Below are 19,132 nucleotides of genomic sequence, written 5' to 3'. Positions count from 1 at the left end.
GCGGAGCGTCAAGGTGCAGCGCTGGCGGGGCTTGGAGGACGTTCCCGGGGACTGGGGACGCAGCGTCGTCACCATCGGCTCCTACGACGGCGTGCACAGGGGGCATCAGCTGATCATCGGGCGCGCTGTCGACCGCGCCCGTGAGCTGGGTGTCCGGTCGGTGGTCGTCACGTTCGATCCGCACCCGAGCGAGGTCGTCCGGCCGGGCAGCCACCCGCCGCTGCTGTCCGCGCACCACCGCCGTGCCGAGCTGATGGCGGGACTGGGCGTCGACGCGCTGCTCATCCTTCCCTTCACCGCGGAGTTCTCGAAGCTGTCGCCCGGCGATTTCGTGCGGACGGTGCTCGTCGACGCGCTGCGCGCGAAGCTCGTCGTCGAAGGCCCGAACTTCCGGTTCGGGCACAAGGCCGCCGGTGACGTCGAGTTCCTCTCCGCGATGGGCCTGAAGTACGACTACGAGGTCGACGTCGTGGATCTGTACGTGCGCGGCTCCGCGGGCGGCGGCGAGCCGTTCTCTTCGACGATGACGCGCCGGCTGGTCGCCGAGGGCGACGTGGCGGGCGCGATGGAGATCCTGGGCCGTCCGCACCGCGTCGAGGGCGTCGTCGTCCGGGGCGCGCAGCGCGGCCGCGAGCTGGGCTTCCCGACGGCGAACGTGGAGACGCTGCCGCACACGGCGATCCCCGCGGACGGCGTGTACGCCGGCTGGCTGCACGTCGACGGCGAGCCGATGCCCGCCGCCATCTCGGTCGGCACGAACCCGACCTTCGACGGCACGGCACGCACGGTCGAGGCGTACGCGATCGACCGCGTCGGGCTGGATCTGTACGGGCTGCACGTGGCCGTCGACTTCCTCGCGTATCTGCGGGGGATGGAGAAGTTCGACTCGATCGACGCGCTGCTGGTGCGGATGGCGGAGGACGTGAAGCAGTCCCGCGAACTGATCGACGCGGCGCCGACACCCGAGTAGCGCCGTCGGCCTAGGACGGTCTGATCAGCCGGGTCTCGTACGCGAAGACGACCGCCTGTACGCGGTCGCGCAGCCCGAGCTTGACCAGGATCCGGCTCAGATGGGTCTTCACCGTCGCCTCGGCGAGGTGCAGACCCGCGGCGATCTCCGTGTTGGACAGCCCGCGGCCGACCTCGACGAGGACCTCGCGCTCCCGGGCGGTGAGCCGGCCCAGGCGCTCGTCACCGTCCGCCGCACCGGTTCCGGCCGGGAGCTGGTGGGCGAAGTTCTCCAGCAGGCGGCGGGTGATCCGTGGCGCGACGACGGCGTCGCCCGCGGCGACCGAGCGGATCGCGGCGAGCAGCTCCTCGGGGAGCGCGTTCTTGAGCAGGAAGCCGGAGGCGCCCGCCCGCAGCCCCGCGAAGGCGTATTCGTCCAGGTCGAACGTGGTCAGGATGAGCACCCGGGTCTCCGGGCAGGAATCGACGATCCGGCCGGTGGCCTCGATCCCGTCCGTGCCGGGCATCCGGACGTCCATCAGCACCACATCGGGCCGCAGCGCGAGGGTGAGGCGGACGGCCTCGGCGCCGTCGGCGGCCTCGCCGACCGGCTCCATGTCGGGCTGGGCGTCGAGGACCATCGTGAAGGCCATCCGCAGCAGCGGTTCGTCGTCGACGAGAAGCACCCGGATCGTCACAGCGCACCGTCCCCGTCCTGGGGAGGATTCAGGGTGAGCACGGCCGAGACCCGCCAGCCGCCGTCCGGCTGCGGGCCCGCGTCGAGCTGCCCGCCGTACGCGGCGGCCCGTTCGCGCATCCCGGGAATCCCGTGCCCGGACGCGGTAGGGGACGGATCCGCGGTCGCGGGCGCGGCGGGGCCGTCGTCGGTGATGTCCACCCGGACGGAATCGGGGGAGCAGCGCACCCGGACCTCGGCACGGGTGCCGGCCGGGGCGTGCTTGAGGGTGTTGGTCAAGGCTTCCTGTACCAGTCGGTAGACGGTGAGTTGGGCCGCCGCGGTGGCCGCGGCCGGGTTTCCGCTGACGCTCAGACGGGTCGGCAGTCCGGCGGCGCGCACCTGTTCGGCGAGCGGCTCCAACTGGGCGATGCCGGGCATGGGATGGCGCAGCGCGTCGGGTTCGTCGGCGCGCAGCACCCCGAGGAACCGGCGCATGTCGGTGATGGCCTGCCGGCCGGTCCCGGACACCTGCCGCATCGCGGCGGCCGCCTTCTCCGGGTGCCGCTCCTGCGCGAAGACCGCGCCGTCGGCGAGCGCGACCATCACCGACAGGTTGTGCGTGACGATGTCGTGCATCTCGCGGGCGATCCTGGCTCGTTCACCGGCCACCGCGAGCTGCGCCTGCTGGTCGCGCTCCCGCTCCAGCCGTCCGGCCCGGTCCTCCAGCGCGGCGAGGTAGGCGCGCCGGGTGCGCACGTTGACCCCGGTCACGGCGGCGGCGATCACCATCGCCGACAGCGCGATGAACGACTGGGTGGTGCGTCCGTGCGTCGCCCAGGTCAACGAGGCCAGCAGAGCGCCGAGTTCGAGCACGCCGACGGCCGACAGCGTCCGGAGCCGGGAGGAGTGGGCGGCCACGGTGTACAGCGCGATGAGCAGCGCGACATCGGCGGGCAGCGGGGCTCCCGCCAGCCATTGGAGGAACGCGACCGCCGCCATGGCACCGAAGACGGCCAGCGGGGCCCGGCGCCGCCACACCAGCGGGATCAGCAGCAGCCACTGGAAGACCACGAGGGATGTCGAGCGGGACAGATCACGGTGAGCCAGGCCCGCCGTCGCGAACAGCAGCGCCGCGGTGAGCACCGCGTCGACGGCGACCGGCGGCAGCTTCGCCCGCACCAGCAGCCTGGCGCGCCCGAGGTGGGCGCGCCAGGACCGCACCGTCCGCCGGAGCGCGGGCGCGGCGGGCGTCACCGCCTCACGCGTCCCGGCGCTTGAGCGCTGCCGCCGCCGCTGCCAGGGCGACGACCGTGTAGAGACAGAAGACTGCGAAGCCGGTCCATGGGGCCAAGATATGCGGCTCCCGGTGGGCCGCCAGCAGCGCCTGTCCCGCATTGCTCGGCAGGTACTCGCTGATGGACCAGGTCGTCGGCAGCGCCTCGGTCAGCAGCGGCAGCACCATGAGCAGCCCGAAGACGGTGGCGATGCCGCCCGCCGTACTGCGGATGAGGGTGCCGAGCGCCACGCTCAGCAGGCCGACGACGGTGAGGTACAGGCCGGCGCCGAACACCATGCGGGCGGCGCCGGGCGCGCCGAGGGACGTACCGATGTGCTGCGACGACAGGATCGCCTGGCCGGCCAGGAACGCGACGAGCGACGCCGTCGTCATCGCGAGGAACGTCACCGCCGTGTACACGGCGGCCTTCGCCCACAGCACCGGAAGCCGTCGCGGGACGGCGGAGAGCGTCGCGCGGATCATGCCGGTCGCGTACTCGCCGGAGACGACGAGGACACCGAGGACCGCGACGGCGAGCTGCGCGAGCAGGAAGCCACGCACGCTCACCCCGGCCGCGCTGAACCTGAGCTGTTCACCCCGGTCCATATGCGGCCAGCGGTTCGCGCTGACCGCGCAGAAGAGCAGTCCGAGGCCGATCATCACGACCACGGCGGCGGTCAGCGTGACGAGCGTGGACCGCAGGGTGCGCAGCTTGATCCACTCGGAGTGCAGCACCCGGAGCTGGGTGACGTGGCCGCGGACGGCGGGGCCGCTCGCGGCGGCCGGGCGGGCGGGGAGAGTGGTCATGCCGCACGTCCTTCGTGATCTGCGACGGGAGGCGCCTGGTACTCCACGGCGTCCCGGGTGAGTTCCATGAACGCCTGCTCCAGGGAGGCCTGTTGCGGGGTCAGCTCCGCCAGCGCGATGGCGTGGTCGGCGGCGATCCTGCCGATCCGGTCGCTGGTCAGACCGGTTACCTCCAGCACCCCCGCCGCCTCCGACGCCACGGTCACCTCGGGACCCGCCAGCAGCCTCCGCAGCCGCTCCGCGTCATCGGTCCGCACCCGTACCGAGGTGCCCGCCGCGCCGCGGACGAACTCCGCCACGGAGGTGTCGGCGATCAGCCGGCCGCGGCCGATGACGATCAGGTGCTCGGCGGTCAGCGCCATCTCGGACATCAGGTGCGACGAGACCAGGACCGTACGTCCTTCGGCGGCCAGGCTCCGCAGCAGATTGCGGATCCACAGGATGCCCTCGGGGCCCAGGCCGTTCACCGGCTCGTCCAGGAGCAGCGTCGCAGGGTCGCCGAGCAGCGCGCTCGCGATGCCGAGGCGCTGCCCCATACCGAGCGAGAAGCCGCCCGCGCGCTTCCTCGCGACCTCGCGCAGACCCACGAGGTCGATCACCTCGTCGACCCGGCCGCGCGGAATGCCCGTCGTGACGGCGAGCGCCAGGAGGTGGTGGTACGCCGAGCGCCCGGTGTGGATCGCACGGGCCTCCAGCATCGCGCCGACCTCGTGCAGCGGGGCCCGGTGGTCGGCGTAGTGGCGGCCGTTCACCGTGACCCGGCCGGCCGACGGGGCGTCCAGGCCCAGGATCATCCGCATCGTGGTGGACTTCCCGGCGCCGTTCGGGCCGAGGAAACCGGTGACGGCGCCCGGCCGCACGGTGAAGCTGAGGTCCTCGACGGCGGTGCGCTCGCCGTAGCGCTTGGTGAGTGCGTGGGCTTCGATCATCGGAAGGTCCTCGTGGCCGGCAGCGATCGGGGGATGCCCCAACGCTAGGCCGCCGACCAGGGCGCGCACGATGACCCACAGGCGGAACTCCCGGGCGCCCGGCTGCATCCCGGGATGGAACGGGACTACACCCGGTGATGTACGCCGCGGTCCGTTCCCCTGCGCGAAGAGGGTCCCGCCGCTGGTGCGGCGGGACCCTCCGGAGTGGTGCTGTGGTTACTGCTCCGCGCTACTGCTCCGAGCTATTGCTGAGGCGGCGGCGGGTAGCCGTAGCCCGGCGGCTGCTCGGGCGGTGCCTGCTGCTGCGGCGGCTGCTGCGGCCAGCCCTGCTGGGGCTGCGGCTGGTACGGCTGCGGCGCCTGCGGCTGGTACTGCTGCGGCGGCTGAGGTGCCTGCGGATACGGCTGGCCCGGACCCTGGGGCGGCTGGCCGTGGAACCCGGGCGGAGGCGGCTGCTGCTGCTGGTACTGCGGCTGGCCCTGCTGCGGACCCTGCTGCTGGCCGGGGACCGGCGGTGCCAGGTGCGGCGGCGGGTTCCCGTCGGCGGTCCACAGCCCCTGCGCCTGCTGCGCGCGGATGAAGTCCTCGGCGACCATCGCCGAGAGGTTGAAGTACGCCTCCCGGGTCTTGGGACGCATCATGTCGAGGTCGACCTCGGCGCCCGCGGCCAGGTGCTCGTCGAACGGGACGACCATCACCCCGCGGCAGCGCGTCTGGAAGTGGGCGACGATGTCGTCCACCTTGATCATCTTTCCGGTCTCGCGGACCCCGGAGATGACCGTGATGCTGCGCTGCACCAGTTCTGCGTAGCCGTGCGCCGACAGCCAGTCCAGCGTGGTGCTCGCGCTGCTCGCGCCGTCGACGGACGGTGTGGACACGATGATCAGCTGGTCGGCCAGGTCGAGCACGCCGCGCATCGCGCTGTAGAGCAGACCGGTACCCGAGTCGGTGAGGATGATCGGGTACTGCTTGCCCAGCACGTCGAGGACCCGGCGGTAGTCCTCGTCGTTGAACGCGGTCGACACGGCCGGGTCCACGTCGTTGGCGATGATCTCCAGCCCGGAGGACGCCTGCGAGGTGAACCGCCGGATGTCCATGTAGCTGTTGAGGTACGGGATCGCCTGCACCAGGTCACGGATGGTTGCACCGGTCTCCCGGCGGACCCGGCGGCCGAGCGTGCCGGCGTCCGGGTTGGCGTCGATCGCGAGGATCTTGTCCTGGCGCTCGGTCGCCAGCGTCGAGCCCAGAGCGGTGGTCGTCGTGGTCTTGCCGACGCCGCCCTTGAGGCTGATCACCGCGATCCGGTAGCAGGACAGCACCGGAGTACGGATCAGCTCCAGCTTCCGCTGCCGCTCCGCCTCCTCCTTCTTGCCGCCGAGCTTGAACCGCGACGGCGTCGCGTTGGCACCGGGCCGCTTCGGCTTCGGCTGGTTCTTCAGCAGCCGGTCCGACGACAGCTCGACGGCCGCGGTGTAGCCGAGCGGCGCGCCCTGCACCGAACGCTGCCGCTGGTCCGGCGTCACCGTCGGCCAGCCACCGGTACGCGGATCGGCCGACGGGTCCTCCGCCGGAGCCGGGTGCTGCGGCTGGACCTGCGGTTGGGCCTGCGGCGGCGCGTACTGCTGGGGCTGCGGCGGCTGCTGTTGCTGCGGGGCCGGCGGCTGGGCCTGCGGCTGCTGTCCCGGCGGCGGGAATCCGTACCCGCCGTGCGGCGGCAGCGGCTGCAACGCCGCACCGGGGTTGGCCTCCGGCGGCAACGGCGCCGCGGGCGGCGGGAATCCGTAGCCGGCCGGCGGCATGGGCGCGGACGCCTCAGGACCGGGCGCGACGGGCGGCTGCGGAGCTCCGCTCTGCGGGAATCCGTAACCCTGCTGGGGCGCCGGCGCCGGGGCCTGGGCGGGGGCGGCCGGGGGCAGCGCCGGGTTGGGCCAGGGCGCGCCGGTGGGCGGAGCGGCGCGGTCCTCCGGAGCGGGCTGCGGCAGCGGCGCGTACGTGCCCGGCTGCGGCTGACCGCTCTGCGGGAACCCGTAACCAGGCTGCGGCGCCGGCGGATTGGGGCTCGGCCACGGGGCGGCCGACGGCGCGGGAGCGCGGTCCTCGGGCACCTGCGGCGCCGGGGGAGCGTCTGCGGGCTGCGGGAACCCGTACCCACCCTGCGGCGGCTGCTGCGACAACTGGGGCTGGGGCTGCGCTCCGGCCGGCGGGAACCCGTACTCGGGCTGCGGCGCGGGGGCCGGTGCCGGGGCGGGGGCCGGCCAGGGCGCGGGCGGCGGCGTACGGTCCTCCGGCGCGGGCGCCGGTGCGGAGTCCTGCGGAGCCGGAGCCGGAGCCGGTGTGGGCGCAGGGGCGGGCGCGTCGGCGGCGGGTCGCGGGAACCCGTAGCCGTCCTGCGCGAGCGGCGGTCGCTGCGCTCCCGTCTGCGGGAATCCGTACGCCGGCTGCGGCGGGGGAGTGCGGTCTTCCTGCCGGTCCTCCGGGACGGGCGCCGGCGCGGGCGCGGTTACGGGTGCGTCGGCGGGCCGCGGGAAGCCGTATCCGCCCTGCGGCAGCGGCGCCGCCGCGCGCGGGGCGGGGAGGTTCGGCGTGCCCGGTCCCGGCTGGGCCGGCGGGAAGCCGTAGCCGGCCGGCGGAGCGGCGGGCTCGACGGTGTCGGACGGCGCCGGGGGAGCGAACGTGTAGTCGGCACCAGGAGGCGTCGGCGCGGACTGCGCGGGAGCCGGCCAGGGCGCACCCGTGGGCGGGGTGGCCCGGTCGTCGGGGAGCGGCGGCGCGGGGGCGTCCGCGGCCTGGAAGTGCGGCGGCAGCGGCGGGACCGCGCTCTGCGGAGGAGCCGGCGACCACGGCGCGACCGGGGCCGGCGGCGGCGTCGGCACCCACACCGGACCCTCGGACGGCGGAGCGTCCACCACCGGTGCCGGCTTCGGCTCCGGCTCCACGGGCGCCGACGGGGTCTCGGCCGTACCCGCTCCGGGCCGCGCGCGCAGCGACCCGGGCGCGATCCGCACCGTCGACTCGCTCCGCACCGCGCCCGGCAGCTCGTCGTCGTCCCGCTCGGGCACCGCCACGGGGGCGTCCGCGGGACGGTCCTCGCCGACGCTCGGCTTGAGCGTCGGGAACGCCGGAACAGCGGAAGCGGCGGGCGCGGGCGCCGCAGCCTCGGCGGCAGCCGGTTCCGGAGCCGCTGCCGCAGCAGGAGCAGGAGCAGGAGCAGGAGCAGGAGCAGGAGCAGGTGCGGGCGCCGGAACGAACGGCACCGATGTCGCCGACCAGGACGGCTCGCTCGCGGCCTCAGGAGCCGGTGACGGCGCCGCGAACGGCGCAGCCGGCGGTGCGGGAGGCGACGAAACCGGGTTCAAGGGCAGCGGAGCAGGAGGAGCGGGCGCCACCGGAGGCGTCACCCGGGCCTCGATCTCAGGCTCGGGCCGGGACTCCTCCACCGCCGCGGGAGCCGGAGCGTCATCGGCACCGGAGCCCGTATCCGGGTCGTCGCCGCTGTCACCGCTGTCGTCCCCACCGGCGTTCTGCATGTACCAGGCGGGCGGCGTGTAGTCGAAGGTGAACTCACCGGTGTAGTCGGCGTCGCCTTGCTCCTCGACAGGGGCGGCCCCGCCCACGCGGTTCTCGTCCCGATCGCTGCTCACAATGCCTCCTGGTATATCTCTGAAACGCATCCGAACGACAGGGACGCACGGTCGGTGGAGCGCTGACGGCCTGCTGCGGCCCGGAACCGGTCGTCGAACGTGTGACGATCCCCGCGACGGACGGAGCCGGAGAACCCGGCGTGTTTCATCGTCGATCCCCTCCCCCGCGTGCCGCAGCAGCCTTTCCGTGCCCCGCTCGGGCTGTCCGCCCGCTATCTGCTCCTGCCGCTCTGAGGGACAGCCTAATCATCGGCGGCAGTTCCACGGCAGGCCCGCCCCTCCGGCCCGCACTCGCCGTCCCCTCCGGCCCGCACTCCCGGCCGGCCCCGGCCGGCGCTCCCGTTCGGCCCCCGGACCCGCGCGGCGAAGCGTCGCCCGTGCGGCTGGTACCCTGGCTGACGGATGTGTGTGTAAGAACCCGCGTCCTCGCCTCCAGAGTTATCCAAGATCGCCTGTGATTCCAGTCCAGGGGCACTCGGAGGCAAACCAACACCTGAGGAGTTCGTATGCCGCTCGACGCCGCGACGAAGAAGCAGATCATCGCCGAGTTCGGTGCCAAGGAGGGCGACACGGGCTCCCCCGAGGTGCAGGTCGCGATGCTCTCGCGCCGTATCTCGGACCTCACCGAGCACCTCAAGCTGCACAAGCACGACCACCACTCCCGCCGTGGTCTGCTGCTGCTCGTCGGCCAGCGCCGCCGTCTGCTGCAGTACCTGGCCAAGAAGGACATCACGCGCTTCCGCGCCCTGGTCGAGCGCCTCGGCATCCGCCGCGGTGCGGCCGGCGCCAAGTAGGACGTTGTGCGGGGGAGCGGTTCCCACCCGGGAGCCGCTCCCTTTGCGTACTCGACCGGCGATTCTTTGTAGTCTGGTGTGAGCACGCTGTAACACACGAGGAGGAGCGTCCTCCTAATGAGCCACGAACGCCGGTCCTCGGTAGTGGCCTCCGGGCAGCAGGACTCCCCGAAGGCTTCGATCGAAGACCGGCCCCTGGCGGGACGCTTCCCCTCACCGAAGGTCCCCGGGATACGCCCTGGGACATGAATGAGGAGAATCCCCATAGTGGAGAACGAGACCCACTACGCCGAGGCCGTTATCGACAACGGTTCCTTCGGCACCCGCACCATCCGCTTCGAGACGGGCCGTCTGGCCCGTCAGGCCGCCGGCTCCGCCGTGGCCTACCTGGACGACGACACCATGGTGCTGTCGGCCACCAGTGCCTCGAAGCACCCCAAGGAGAACCTCGACTTCTTCCCCCTCACGGTGGACGTCGAGGAGCGCATGTACGCGGCCGGCCGGATCCCCGGTTCGTTCTTCCGCCGCGAAGGGCGCCCCTCCGAGGACGCGATCCTCACCTGCCGTCTGATCGACCGCCCGCTGCGCCCGTCCTTCGCCAAGGGCCTGCGCAACGAGATCCAGGTCGTCTGCACGATCATGGCGCTCAACCCCGATGACCTGTACGACGTGGTCGCGATCAACGCCGCCTCCGCCTCGACGCAGCTCGCCGGTCTCCCCTTCTCCGGCCCGATCGGCGGCGTCCGCGTCGCACTGATCAAGGGCCAGTGGGTCGCCTTCCCGCGTCACAGCCAGCTCGAGGACGCCGTCTTCGACATGGTCGTGGCCGGCCGCGCCCTCGAGGACGGCGACGTCGCGATCATGATGGTGGAGGCCGAGGCCACCGCCCGCACGATCGCGCTCGTCGAGGGTGGCGCCGAGGCGCCGACCGAGGAGATCGTGGCCGCCGGCCTCGAAGCCTCGAAGCCCTTCATCAAGGCCCTGTGCAAGGCGCAGTCCGAGCTGGCGGCCAAGGCCGCCAAGCCGACCGCCGAGTTCCCGCGCTACCTCGACTACCAGGACGACGTCTTCGCCGCCCTGTCCGAGGCCGTCACCGGTGAGCTCGCCCAGGCCCTGACGATCCCCGGCAAGCAGGCCCGCGAGGCCGAGCTGGACCGCGTCAAGGCCATCGCCGCCGAGAAGCTTCTCCCGAAGTTCGAAGGCCGCGAGAAGGAGATCTCCGCCGCGTACCGTTCGCTGACCAAGAAGCTGGTCCGCGAGCGCGTCATCAAGGACAAGGTCCGCATCGACGGCCGTGGCGTGACGGACATCCGTACGCTGGCCGCCGAGGTCGAGGCCATCCCGCGCGTCCACGGTTCCGCCCTGTTCGAGCGCGGCGAGACCCAGATCCTGGGTGTCACCACGCTGAACATGCTCCGCATGGAGCAGCAGATGGACACGCTGGCGCCCGAGACGCGCAAGCGCTACATGCACAACTACAACTTCCCGCCGTACTCCGTCGGTGAGACGGGCCGCGTCGGTTCGCCGAAGCGCCGCGAGATCGGTCACGGCGCGCTGGCCGAGCGGGCGATCCTGCCCGTGCTGCCGTCCCGCGAGGACTTCCCGTACGCGATCCGCCAGGTCTCCGAGGCGCTGAGCTCCAACGGCTCGACGTCCATGGGCTCGGTCTGCGCCTCCACCATGTCGCTGCTGAACGCCGGTGTGCCGCTCAAGGCCCCCGTCGCCGGTATCGCCATGGGTCTGATCTCCGAGGAGATCGACGGCAAGACGCACTACGTCGCCCTCACCGACATCCTCGGTGCGGAAGACGCGTTCGGCGACATGGACTTCAAGGTCGCCGGTACGAAGACCTTCGTCACCGCGCTGCAGCTCGACACCAAGCTCGACGGCATCCCCGCCTCGGTCCTGGCCGCCGCGCTGAAGCAGGCTCGCGACGCCCGCCTCCACATCCTCGATGTGATGAACGAGGCGATCGACGTTCCGGACGAGATGTCCCCGAACGCACCGCGGATCATCAGCATCAAGATCCCCGTGGACAAGATCGGCGAGGTCATCGGCCCCAAGGGCAAGATGATCAACCAGATCCAGGAGGACACGGGCGCCGACATCTCCATCGAGGATGACGGCACGGTCCTCATCGGCGCGACCGAAGGCTCCCAGGCCGAGGCCGCGCGCGCGGTGATCAACCAGATCGCCAACCCGACGATGCCCGAGGTCGGCGAGCGCTACCTCGGCACCGTCGTGAAGACCACCACCTTCGGTGCCTTCGTCTCGCTCATGCCGGGCAAGGACGGTCTGCTGCACATCTCGCAGATCCGCAAGCTCGCCGGCGGCAAGCGCGTCGAGAACGTCGAGGACGTCCTCGCCGTGGGCTCCAAGGTCCAGGTCGAGATCGCCGAGATCGACGCCCGTGGCAAGCTCTCGCTGATCCCGGTCATCGAGGGTGAAGAAGCGGGCGACCCCGAGGACGAGTCCGGCTCGTGACCTCTCGCACCACTGTCGTGACGGCCCGTCCCTCCACCAAGGGGCGGGCCGTCCGCACACAGACCCTGATTCCCGGCACCGACGGCATCGGCACCGTGCGCAGGACCGTGCTCCCCGGCGGTCTGCGCGTCGTCACCGAGACCCTGCCGACGGTCCGCTCCGCGACCTTCGGCATCTGGGTCGGCGTCGGCTCCCGCGACGAGACCCCGGCGCTGAACGGCGCCACCCATTACCTGGAGCACCTGCTCTTCAAGGGCACCAAGCGGCGCAGCGCGCTCGACATCTCCTCGGTGATCGACGCGGTCGGCGGCGAGATGAACGCGTTCACCGCCAAGGAGTACACGTGCTACTACGCACGTGTCCTCGACAACGACCTGCCGCTCGCCATCGACGTGGTGTGCGACATGCTCACCGGCTCGCTGATCCGCCAGGAGGACATCGACGCCGAGCGCGGCGTCGTCCTCGAGGAGATCGCGATGACCGAGGACGATCCGGGCGACCAGGTCCACGACCTGTTCACCACGGCGATGCTCGGTGACTCCCCGCTGGGCCGCCCGGTCCTCGGCACCGTCGAGACCATCAACGCCCTCACCCGCGACCAGGTCGCCCGCTTCTACAAGCGGCACTACGACCCGACGCACCTCGTCGTCGCCGCGGCCGGGAACGTCGACCACGCCACGGTCGTCCGTCAGGTCCGCAAGGCGTTCGAGAACGCCGGCTCCCTGCGCGACACCGACGCCGTCCCGATGGACCCGCGCTCCGGCGCCCGCACGCTGCGCACCGCCGGCCGCGTCGAGCTGCTGGACCGCAGGACCGAGCAGGCGCACGTCGTGCTCGGCATGCCGGGCCTGGCCCGTACCGACGAGCGCCGCTGGGCGCTCGGCGTGCTCAACACCGCGCTGGGCGGCGGCATGAGCTCACGGCTGTTCCAGGAGGTCCGCGAGAAGCGCGGCCTGGCGTACTCGGTGTACTCGTACACCTCGTCGTTCGCGGACTGCGGGCTGTTCGGCGTCTACGCCGGTTGCCAGCCGCGCCGGGTCCCCGAGGTGCTCAAGATCTGCCGCGACGAGCTCAACAACGTGTCCGAGCACGGTCTGACCGACGAGGAGCTGCAGCGCGCCATCGGCCAGCTGTCCGGCTCGACGGTGCTGGGCCTGGAGGACACCGGGGCGCTGATGAACCGCCTCGGCAAGAGCGAGCTGTGCTGGGGCGAGCAGATGTCGGTGGACTCGATGCTGGAGCGCATCGCCGCCGTCACCCCGGACGACGTGCGCGCGGTCGCCCGCGATGTACTGGGACAGCGTCCCTCGCTGGCCGTCATCGGCCCGCTGAAGGACAAGCAGGCCTCGCGTCTGCACGAATCGGTCGCGTAACCCACGCGCGACGGGTCGTACCCCGCGCCGCGGTCGCAGCACGCGACCGCGGCGCACAACCGGAGGAACGGATCAGCATGAGCAAGCTCCGTGTGGCCGTCATCGGCGCCACCGGCCGGATCGGCTCCGAGGCCGTGCGGGCCGTCGAGGCGGCCGACGACCTGGAACTGGTCGCCGCGCTCGGTAGGAACGACCCGCTGACGGCGCTCACCGACGCCGGCGCGCAGGTCGCCGTCGAGCTGACGCACCCGGACGCCGTCATGACGAACCTGGAGTTCTGCGTCCGCAACGGCATCCACGGCGTCGTGGGAACCACCGGCTGGACCGAGGAGCGTCTGATGGCGCTCAACGGCTGGCTGGCGGAGTCCCCGGCCACCGGAGTGCTCATCGCCCCGAACTTCTCCATCGGCGCGGTCCTGACGATGCGCTTCGCGCAGCAGGCGGCCCGCTGGTTCGAGACCGTCGAGGTCATCGAACTGCACCACAACAAGAAGGCGGACGCCCCCAGCGGCACCGCCACCCGGACCGCCCAGCTCATCGCGGCCGCCCGCGACAAGGCCGGGATGCCGCGCCAGCAGGACCCGACCACGCACGGCCTGGACGGCGCGCGCGGCGCGGACGTCGACGGGGTGCCGGTGCACTCGGTGCGGCTGCGCGGCCTGCTCGCCCACCAGGAAGTCCTGTTCGGCGACACGGGCGAGACCCTCACGATCCGGCACGACTCGCTGCACCACAGCAGTTTCATGCCGGGCATCCTGCTCGCCGCCCGGAAGGTCACCGGAACCCCGGGCCTGACCTTCGGCCTCGAGCACTTCCTTGCCGATGAACACAGCCTGGACCAGGACTGATCGCCGTGCGCGCCAAAGTGACCTACTTCGTCCTGGCCGGGGCGCTGGTCTGCTACTTCGTCCTGGTCGGCAGCCGGGGTGTGCTGCTCCTGGAGGAGGGCACGTGGATCACCGTGCCCTTCGGCATCGCCGTCCTGGTGCTGCCGTTCATCGGGGCCTGGTTCCTGTGGCAGACCACCCAGTTCGCCCGGCACGCGAACCGGCTCTCCCGGGAACTGGACGCCGAGGGCGGCCTCCCCGTCGACGAGCTCGTCCGCACCCCCAGCGGCCGGATCGACCGTGACTCGGCCGACGCGGTCTTCGCGAAGCGCCAGGCCGAGACGGAAGCTTCCCCGGACGACTGGCGCAGCTGGTTCCGGCTCGCCATCGCCTACTTCGACGCCCGCGACACCCCGCGGGCCCGCAAGGCCATGCAGCGCGCCATCGCGCTACGCGACGGCAAGCCGGTACGCACGAGCTGAATCGGTTCGCCGGGCTGCCCGTGGAAGGGCGTCAGCGGAGTTCGGTGGCCCAGCCCTCTATGGCGTCGGCCGCCATGTCGAACGCCTCGGTGCGCCCGAGGAAGTCGGCGTTGTGGTCGGTCATCAGCGGCCGCAGCGCCTGGCCGTTCCGGCGGGTGACGACGAGCGCCTGCCCCTGGACGGTGCGCGGCAGCCCCAGCACCTTCACCGGCTGCTGCACGGTGCGCACACTGCCGACGCCGTCCCACGGCACGGTGATCGTGTAGAAGAGCCCGGACTGCCGCAGCCCGCGTCCGCTGACCCAGAACCCGACCCGCAGCAGCCGCAGCGCGCTGACGATCACCAGGACGCCCCCGCCCAGGCAGAGCCCGGCGCCGGGCAGCGCGCCCGTGGCGGCGATGATCATCGCGGCGAAGAGCACGTACGAGGAGAGCACCAGCAGCAGCGCGGCCGTAGCCACCCGCCACGGACCGGGACGGTACGGGCGCATCCACCGGTCCTGCGGGGTGTGCGGCAGCGCCGCGGGCGCCTCGCGCTGGTCGTGGACGCTGTCGGAGGCGAGGAAAGGCAGGGGCACGTGCGTGGTCCTTTACCGGCAGAGGTGGGGCTCTGACCGGTGAGGTTATCTGCCGTCCGACGCGGTGACCAGCTCAGGGCGTCCGGGCCGCCTCTTCGTGTTGCGAGCCGACCGAGCCCTGCTGGTGCGGATCGAGCGCGGGAGCGCCGAGCAGCGCGGCGGCGACCAGTCCGGCGAGCACCAGCACCGTTCCCAGTGCGCGTCCCGCGATCCGGAGCCTGCTCGGTCGCGTTCTGGGCGGAGGAGCGACGTTGCTCTGGAAGCTCTCCGCCTCGGCTATGAAGGCGAACGGAACAGGCTCTCCCCGGCGGAACATGCAGCACACTCCTGTGTCCGAATTGCTGGAAGTCTCCCAATCTAACAACCCTCGTCCGCCATTCGGTGGGCGGGGTGGGGTTTGTGGCGATGACCAGGGCTGTCAGCGCCAGCGTCTAGGCTGGGCGCGCCCCTTGAGACGACAGGAAGGACCCACGGTGAGCGACACCTCCACCGAGACCGCCGTCCAGTTCCGCGGTGAGGTAACCGTCGACCTGGTCAAGCACAGCGCCGCGGACTCGGACGTGCTGTGGGCGGCGCGCGTGTCCACCGCGGGAGAGCAGTCCCTGGAAGAGCTGACCAAGGACCCCGAGCGGTCCAAGGGCCTGATCAACTACTTGATGCGCGACCGGCACGGCAGCCCGTTCGAGCACAATTCGATGACGTTCTTCATCAGCGCCCCGATCTTCGTCTTCCGCGAGTTCATGCGGCACCGCGTCGGTTGGTCGTACAACGAGGAGTCCGGCCGCTACCGCGAGCTGCAGCCGGTGTTCTACGTTCCCGCGCAGGAGCGGAAGCTCGTCCAGCAGGGCCGTCCGGGCAAGTACGAGTTCGTGGACGGTACGGACGCCCAGCACCGGGCGACGACCGAGGCCATGGAGGCCTCGTACCGCCAGGCGTACGAGGCGTACCAGGAGATGCTGGCCGCCGGCATCGCCCGTGAGGTGGCCCGTGCGGTCCTCCCGGTGGGGCTGTTCTCGTCGATGTACGCGACTTGCAACGCGCGCTCGCTCATGCACTTCCTCGGACTCCGTACGCAGCACGAGCTGGCGGCCGTTCCGTCCTTCCCGCAGCGGGAGATCGAGATGGTCGGCGAGAAGATGGAAGCCGAGTGGGCGAAGCTCATGCCGCTGACCCACGCGGCCTTCAACGGCAACGGGCGTATCGCTCCGTAGCGCTCGTCACAGCCATTTGTCCGAAGTGTTCCGATTGCAGGCATTCGCGAAGTTCATCTAGGCTGCTGAAACGGACTCCGGCAGTGCTTGGACCCCCGAGCAGGCACCGCCGGAGTCCTTTCCGCAGGTCCCGAGGCGACACGCGCCGAGATACAACGAGTAGCGTTGGACCCATGGCTCCGACCTCCACACCGACGACCCCCTTCGGGCGGGTCCTGACCGCAATGGTCACGCCGTTCACCGCGGACGGCGCGCTCGACCTCGACGGCGCACAGCGACTGGCCGCCCACCTGGTCGACGCAGGCAATGACGGCCTGGTCGTCAACGGCACCACCGGCGAGTCGCCGACCACCAGCAACGTGGAGAAAGGGCAGCTCGTACGGGCCGTCCTGGAAGCCGTGGGGGACCGCGCCTTCGTCATCGCCGGAGTCGGCACCAACGACACCCGGCACAGCGTCGAGCTCGCGCGCCAGGCCGAGCAGGCCGGCGCGCACGGCCTGCTCACCGTGACGCCGTACTACAGCAAGCCCTCCCAGGAGGGGCTGTACCAGAACTTCACGGTCATCGCCGATGCCACCGGCCTGCCGGTGATGCTCTACGACATCCCCGGCCGCAGCGGTGTCCCGATCGACACGGAGACCCTCGTCCGGCTGGCCGAGCACCCCCGCATCGTCGCCAACAAGGACGCCAAGGGCGACCTCGGCGCGGCGAGCTGGGCCATCGCCCGCAGCGGACTCGCCTGGTACTCCGGCGACGACATGCTCAACCTGCCGCTGCTCTCGATCGGCGCGGTCGGCTTCGTCTCCGTCGTCGGCCATGTCGTCTCACCCGAGCTGCGCGCACTGCTCCAGGCCCACCTGGCCGGAGACACCGCCAAGGCCATCGAGATCCACCAGCGCCTGCTGCCCATTTTCACGGGCATGTTCAGGACACAGGGCGTCATGACCACCAAGGCCGCCCTCGAACTCCTGGGACTTCCCGCGGGGCCGCTGCGGCTGCCGCTCGTGGAGCTGTCCGGGAGCGAGACGGAGCAGCTGAAGCAGGATCTCGCCGCAGGCGGGGTACACCTGTAGTCACAGACTTCCGCAGCCCCGGGCTCGCGGGTCGCAGACTTCACCACCACAGACTTCACAACTGAATACGCACGTACACGCAAACCGACGACACAACGCAATGTCACGCGCACCAGCGGTCCACACGGGACCCCGGCGCGCGTGGTGAGGAGAAACTTTGAGCCACCCGCACCCCGAGCTCGGCCCGCCCCGTGCACTGCCCGAAGGCGGCCTGCGCATCACACCGCTCGGCGGCCTCGGCGAAATCGGCCGCAACATGACGGTCTTCGAATTCGGCGGGAAGCTGCTGATCGTCGACTGTGGAGTGCTCTTCCCCGAGGACGAGCAGCCCGGTATCGACCTGATCCTGCCCGACTTCTCGTCGATCCGGGACCGCCTGGACGACATCGTCGGCATCGTGCTGACCCACGGCCACGAGGACCACATCGGCGCCGTCCCGTTCCTGCTCCGCGAGCGGGACGACATCCCGCTGATCGGCTCCAAGCTGACGATCGCGTTCATCGAGGCGAAGCTCCAGGAACACCGCATCCGGCCGTACATCCTCGAAGTGGCCGAAGGCCAGCGCGAGCGCATCGGCCCCTTCGACTGCGAGTTCATCGCGGTCAACCACTCCATCCCGGACGCCCTCGCGGTCGCCATCCGCACCCCCGCGGGCATGGTCGTGCACACCGGCGACTTCAAGATGGACCAGCTGCCGCTCGACGGCCGGCTGACCGACCTGCACGCCTTCGCGCGGCTGGCGGACGAGGGCATCGACCTGCTGCTCTCCGACTCCACCAACGCGGAGGTCCCCGGCTTCATCCCGCCGGAGCGCGACATCTCGCAGGCGCTGGAGCAGGTCTTCGCCAAGGCGGAGAAGCGGATCATCCTGGCGAGCTTCGCCAGCCACATCCACCGCATCCAGCAGGTGCTGGACTGCGCCCAGCAGCGCGGCCGCAAGGTCGCCTTCGTGGGCCGCTCCATGGTCCGCAACATGGGCATCGCCCGTGACCTCGGCTACCTCAAGGTGCCGCAGGGCCTGATCGTGGACGTCAAGCAGCTCGACGACCTGCCGGACAACAAGGTCGTCCTGGTCTGCACGGGCTCGCAGGGCGAGCCGATGGCCGCCCTGTCCCGGATGGCCAACCGCGACCACCAGATCCGGATCGTCGAGGGCGACACCGTCGTCCTGGCCTCGTCGCTCATCCCGGGCAACGAGACCGCGATCTACCGCGTCATCAACGGTCTGACCCGCTGGGGCGCCAACGTCGTCCACAAGGGCAACGCCAAGGTCCACGTCTCGGGCCACGCCTCGGCCGGCGAGCTGTTGTACTTCTACAACATCTGCAAGCCGAAGAACCTGATGCCGGTCCACGGCGAATGGCGCCACCTGCGCGCCAACGCCGAGCTGGGACAGCTCACCGGTATTCCCAAGAGCCGCTGCGTCATCGCCGAGGACGGCGTCGTCGTCGACCTCATCGACGGTGTCGCCAAGATCGCGGGCAAGGTGCAGGCCGGCTATGTGTACGTCGACGGCCTCTCGGTCGGCGATGTCACCGAGTCCTCCCTCAAGGACCGCCGGATCCTCGGCGAAGAGGGCATCGTCTCCGTGACCGTCGTCATGGACAGCAACACCGGCAAGCTCGTCGGCGGGCCGTACATCCATGCCCGGGGCTCCGGGATCGACGACGAGGCGTTCTCCGCGGTCATCCCGAAGATCGAGGAAGCGATGGCCAGGTCGGCCTCCGACGGCGTCGTGGAAGTACGGCAGTTGCAGCAGCTCATCCGCCGTGCGATCGGCAAGTGGGTGTCCGACACCTACCGCCGCCGGCCCATGATCCTTCCGGTCGTCGTCGAGGTCTGAGCACAGACCTGATGCACAGTCACCGGAGCGGGGCAACCGATTTGCATCCGGGTGCCCCGCTCCAGTACGTTGTCACAACCGCCTCGACGAGTGCCGCGGAAACGTGTGTTTCCAGAGCAGACTCGAATTGGCTGGGAAATCCGACAGAAACCTTCTGGTAAAGTCGGGTGCAGCGGGAAAGCCGAAAG

At 71.1% G+C, this 19,132-nt stretch carries 16 protein-coding genes; 9 read left to right on the top strand and 7 right to left on the bottom strand.

The genetic code is table 11. The annotated features are described in order from the left end of the window. Positions 1-13 precede the first annotated feature (13 nt). Positions 14-970, top strand: a complete 957-nt coding sequence (locus C6N31_RS30715; RefSeq protein ID WP_138357432.1) for a bifunctional riboflavin kinase/FAD synthetase — start codon at positions 14-16, stop codon at positions 968-970. Positions 971-980: 10 nt separating this feature from the next. Here the strand turns inward: C6N31_RS30715 and C6N31_RS30710 are convergent, their stop codons facing one another. The 5 genes from C6N31_RS30710 to C6N31_RS30690 all read right to left on the bottom strand — a co-directional run bounded on the left by C6N31_RS30710 (position 981) and on the right by C6N31_RS30690 (position 8,280). Next, positions 981-1,646, bottom strand: coding sequence for a response regulator (locus C6N31_RS30710; RefSeq protein WP_138357402.1), 666 nt, complete (start codon positions 1,644-1,646; stop codon positions 981-983). Continuing rightward, the gene (locus tag C6N31_RS30705) at positions 1,643-2,881 is read right to left on the bottom strand and encodes a sensor histidine kinase (protein ID WP_417792612.1); all 1,239 of its coding nucleotides are present in this window, start codon (positions 2,879-2,881) and stop codon (positions 1,643-1,645) included. Before C6N31_RS30705 ends, C6N31_RS30710 begins: the two co-directional genes overlap by 4 nt. A gap of 4 nt (positions 2,882-2,885) precedes the next feature. After that, on the bottom strand, positions 2,886-3,710 hold the full coding sequence (locus C6N31_RS30700; protein WP_138357403.1) for an ABC transporter permease subunit: 825 nt from the start codon (positions 3,708-3,710) through the stop codon (positions 2,886-2,888). Then, positions 3,707-4,639, bottom strand: coding sequence for an ATP-binding cassette domain-containing protein (locus tag C6N31_RS30695; RefSeq protein ID WP_138357404.1), 933 nt, complete (start codon positions 4,637-4,639; stop codon positions 3,707-3,709). The genes C6N31_RS30700 and C6N31_RS30695 overlap by 4 nt, the downstream gene beginning before the upstream one ends. Positions 4,640-4,881: 242 nt before the next feature. Further along, a complete protein-coding gene (locus C6N31_RS30690; RefSeq protein ID WP_198358627.1) occupies positions 4,882-8,280 on the bottom strand; it encodes an SCO5717 family growth-regulating ATPase in 3,399 nt (1,132 codons plus the stop codon). 506 nt (positions 8,281-8,786) lie between these two features. Between C6N31_RS30690 and rpsO the strand changes: the two genes are divergently transcribed. The 5 genes from rpsO to C6N31_RS30665 all read left to right on the top strand — a co-directional run bounded on the left by rpsO (position 8,787) and on the right by C6N31_RS30665 (position 14,240). Then, complete coding sequence (gene rpsO, locus C6N31_RS30685; protein ID WP_138357422.1) at positions 8,787-9,074, top strand: 30S ribosomal protein S15; 288 nt, start codon at positions 8,787-8,789, stop codon at positions 9,072-9,074. A gap of 267 nt (positions 9,075-9,341) precedes the next feature. Beyond that, a complete protein-coding gene (locus tag C6N31_RS30680; RefSeq protein ID WP_138357423.1) occupies positions 9,342-11,558 on the top strand; it encodes a polyribonucleotide nucleotidyltransferase in 2,217 nt (738 codons plus the stop codon). Beyond that, complete coding sequence (locus tag C6N31_RS30675; protein WP_164298664.1) at positions 11,555-12,931, top strand: M16 family metallopeptidase; 1,377 nt, start codon at positions 11,555-11,557, stop codon at positions 12,929-12,931. The genes C6N31_RS30680 and C6N31_RS30675 overlap by 4 nt, the downstream gene beginning before the upstream one ends. A gap of 77 nt (positions 12,932-13,008) precedes the next feature. Further along, entirely contained in the window at positions 13,009-13,779 is a 771-nt protein-coding gene (dapB, locus tag C6N31_RS30670; protein WP_138357425.1) for a 4-hydroxy-tetrahydrodipicolinate reductase, read from the top strand. A 5-nt stretch (positions 13,780-13,784) separates the two neighbouring features. After that, positions 13,785-14,240, top strand: a complete 456-nt coding sequence (locus C6N31_RS30665) for a tetratricopeptide repeat protein (RefSeq protein WP_138357426.1) — start codon at positions 13,785-13,787, stop codon at positions 14,238-14,240. Between the two features lie 31 nt (positions 14,241-14,271). Here C6N31_RS30665 and C6N31_RS30660 read toward each other — a convergent pair whose 3' ends face one another. Together C6N31_RS30660 and C6N31_RS30655 are read right to left on the bottom strand one after the other, a co-directional pair. Continuing rightward, complete coding sequence (locus C6N31_RS30660) at positions 14,272-14,817, bottom strand: SCO5741 family PH domain-containing membrane protein (protein ID WP_138357427.1); 546 nt, start codon at positions 14,815-14,817, stop codon at positions 14,272-14,274. Between the two features lie 73 nt (positions 14,818-14,890). After that, entirely contained in the window at positions 14,891-15,133 is a 243-nt protein-coding gene (locus C6N31_RS30655) for a hypothetical protein (protein WP_138357428.1), read from the bottom strand. A 157-nt stretch (positions 15,134-15,290) separates the two neighbouring features. Between C6N31_RS30655 and thyX the strand changes: the two genes are divergently transcribed. From thyX to C6N31_RS30640, 3 genes are all read left to right on the top strand, one after another. Then, complete coding sequence (gene thyX, locus C6N31_RS30650) at positions 15,291-16,028, top strand: FAD-dependent thymidylate synthase (RefSeq protein ID WP_138357429.1); 738 nt, start codon at positions 15,291-15,293, stop codon at positions 16,026-16,028. Between the two features lie 173 nt (positions 16,029-16,201). Further along, positions 16,202-17,101 carry a 4-hydroxy-tetrahydrodipicolinate synthase gene (gene dapA, locus C6N31_RS30645; RefSeq protein WP_138357430.1) on the top strand — a complete coding sequence of 300 codons (900 nt, stop codon included), beginning with the start codon at positions 16,202-16,204 and terminating at the stop codon, positions 17,099-17,101. A gap of 157 nt (positions 17,102-17,258) precedes the next feature. Further along, positions 17,259-18,944: a ribonuclease J gene (locus tag C6N31_RS30640; RefSeq protein WP_138357431.1), complete on the top strand. Its 1,686-nt coding sequence runs from the start codon at positions 17,259-17,261 to the stop codon at positions 18,942-18,944. Positions 18,945-19,132 lie beyond the last annotated feature (188 nt).

The organism is Streptomyces fildesensis, assembly GCF_016107395.1.
Lineage (GTDB): Bacteria > Actinomycetota > Actinomycetes > Streptomycetales > Streptomycetaceae > Actinacidiphila > Actinacidiphila fildesensis.
The sequence above is the reverse complement of the archived record's forward strand: the minus strand, read 5'-3'. Positions and strand labels throughout refer to the sequence as shown.

Bases quoted from the DNA above. Each gene is read 5' to 3' on its own strand.
- C6N31_RS30700 (WP_138357403.1), bottom strand. From the start codon at position 3,710: ATGACCACTCTCCCCGCCCGCCCGGCCGCCGCGAGCGGCCCCGCCGTC.
- C6N31_RS30695 (WP_138357404.1), bottom strand. From the start codon at position 4,639: ATGATCGAAGCCCACGCACTCACCAAGCGCTACGGCGAGCGCACCGCC.
- rpsO (WP_138357422.1), top strand. From the start codon at position 8,787: ATGCCGCTCGACGCCGCGACGAAGAAGCAGATCATCGCCGAGTTCGGT.
- dapB (WP_138357425.1), top strand. From the start codon at position 13,009: ATGAGCAAGCTCCGTGTGGCCGTCATCGGCGCCACCGGCCGGATCGGC.
- C6N31_RS30655 (WP_138357428.1), bottom strand. From the start codon at position 15,133: ATGTTCCGCCGGGGAGAGCCTGTTCCGTTCGCCTTCATAGCCGAGGCG.
- dapA (WP_138357430.1), top strand. From the start codon at position 16,202: ATGGCTCCGACCTCCACACCGACGACCCCCTTCGGGCGGGTCCTGACC.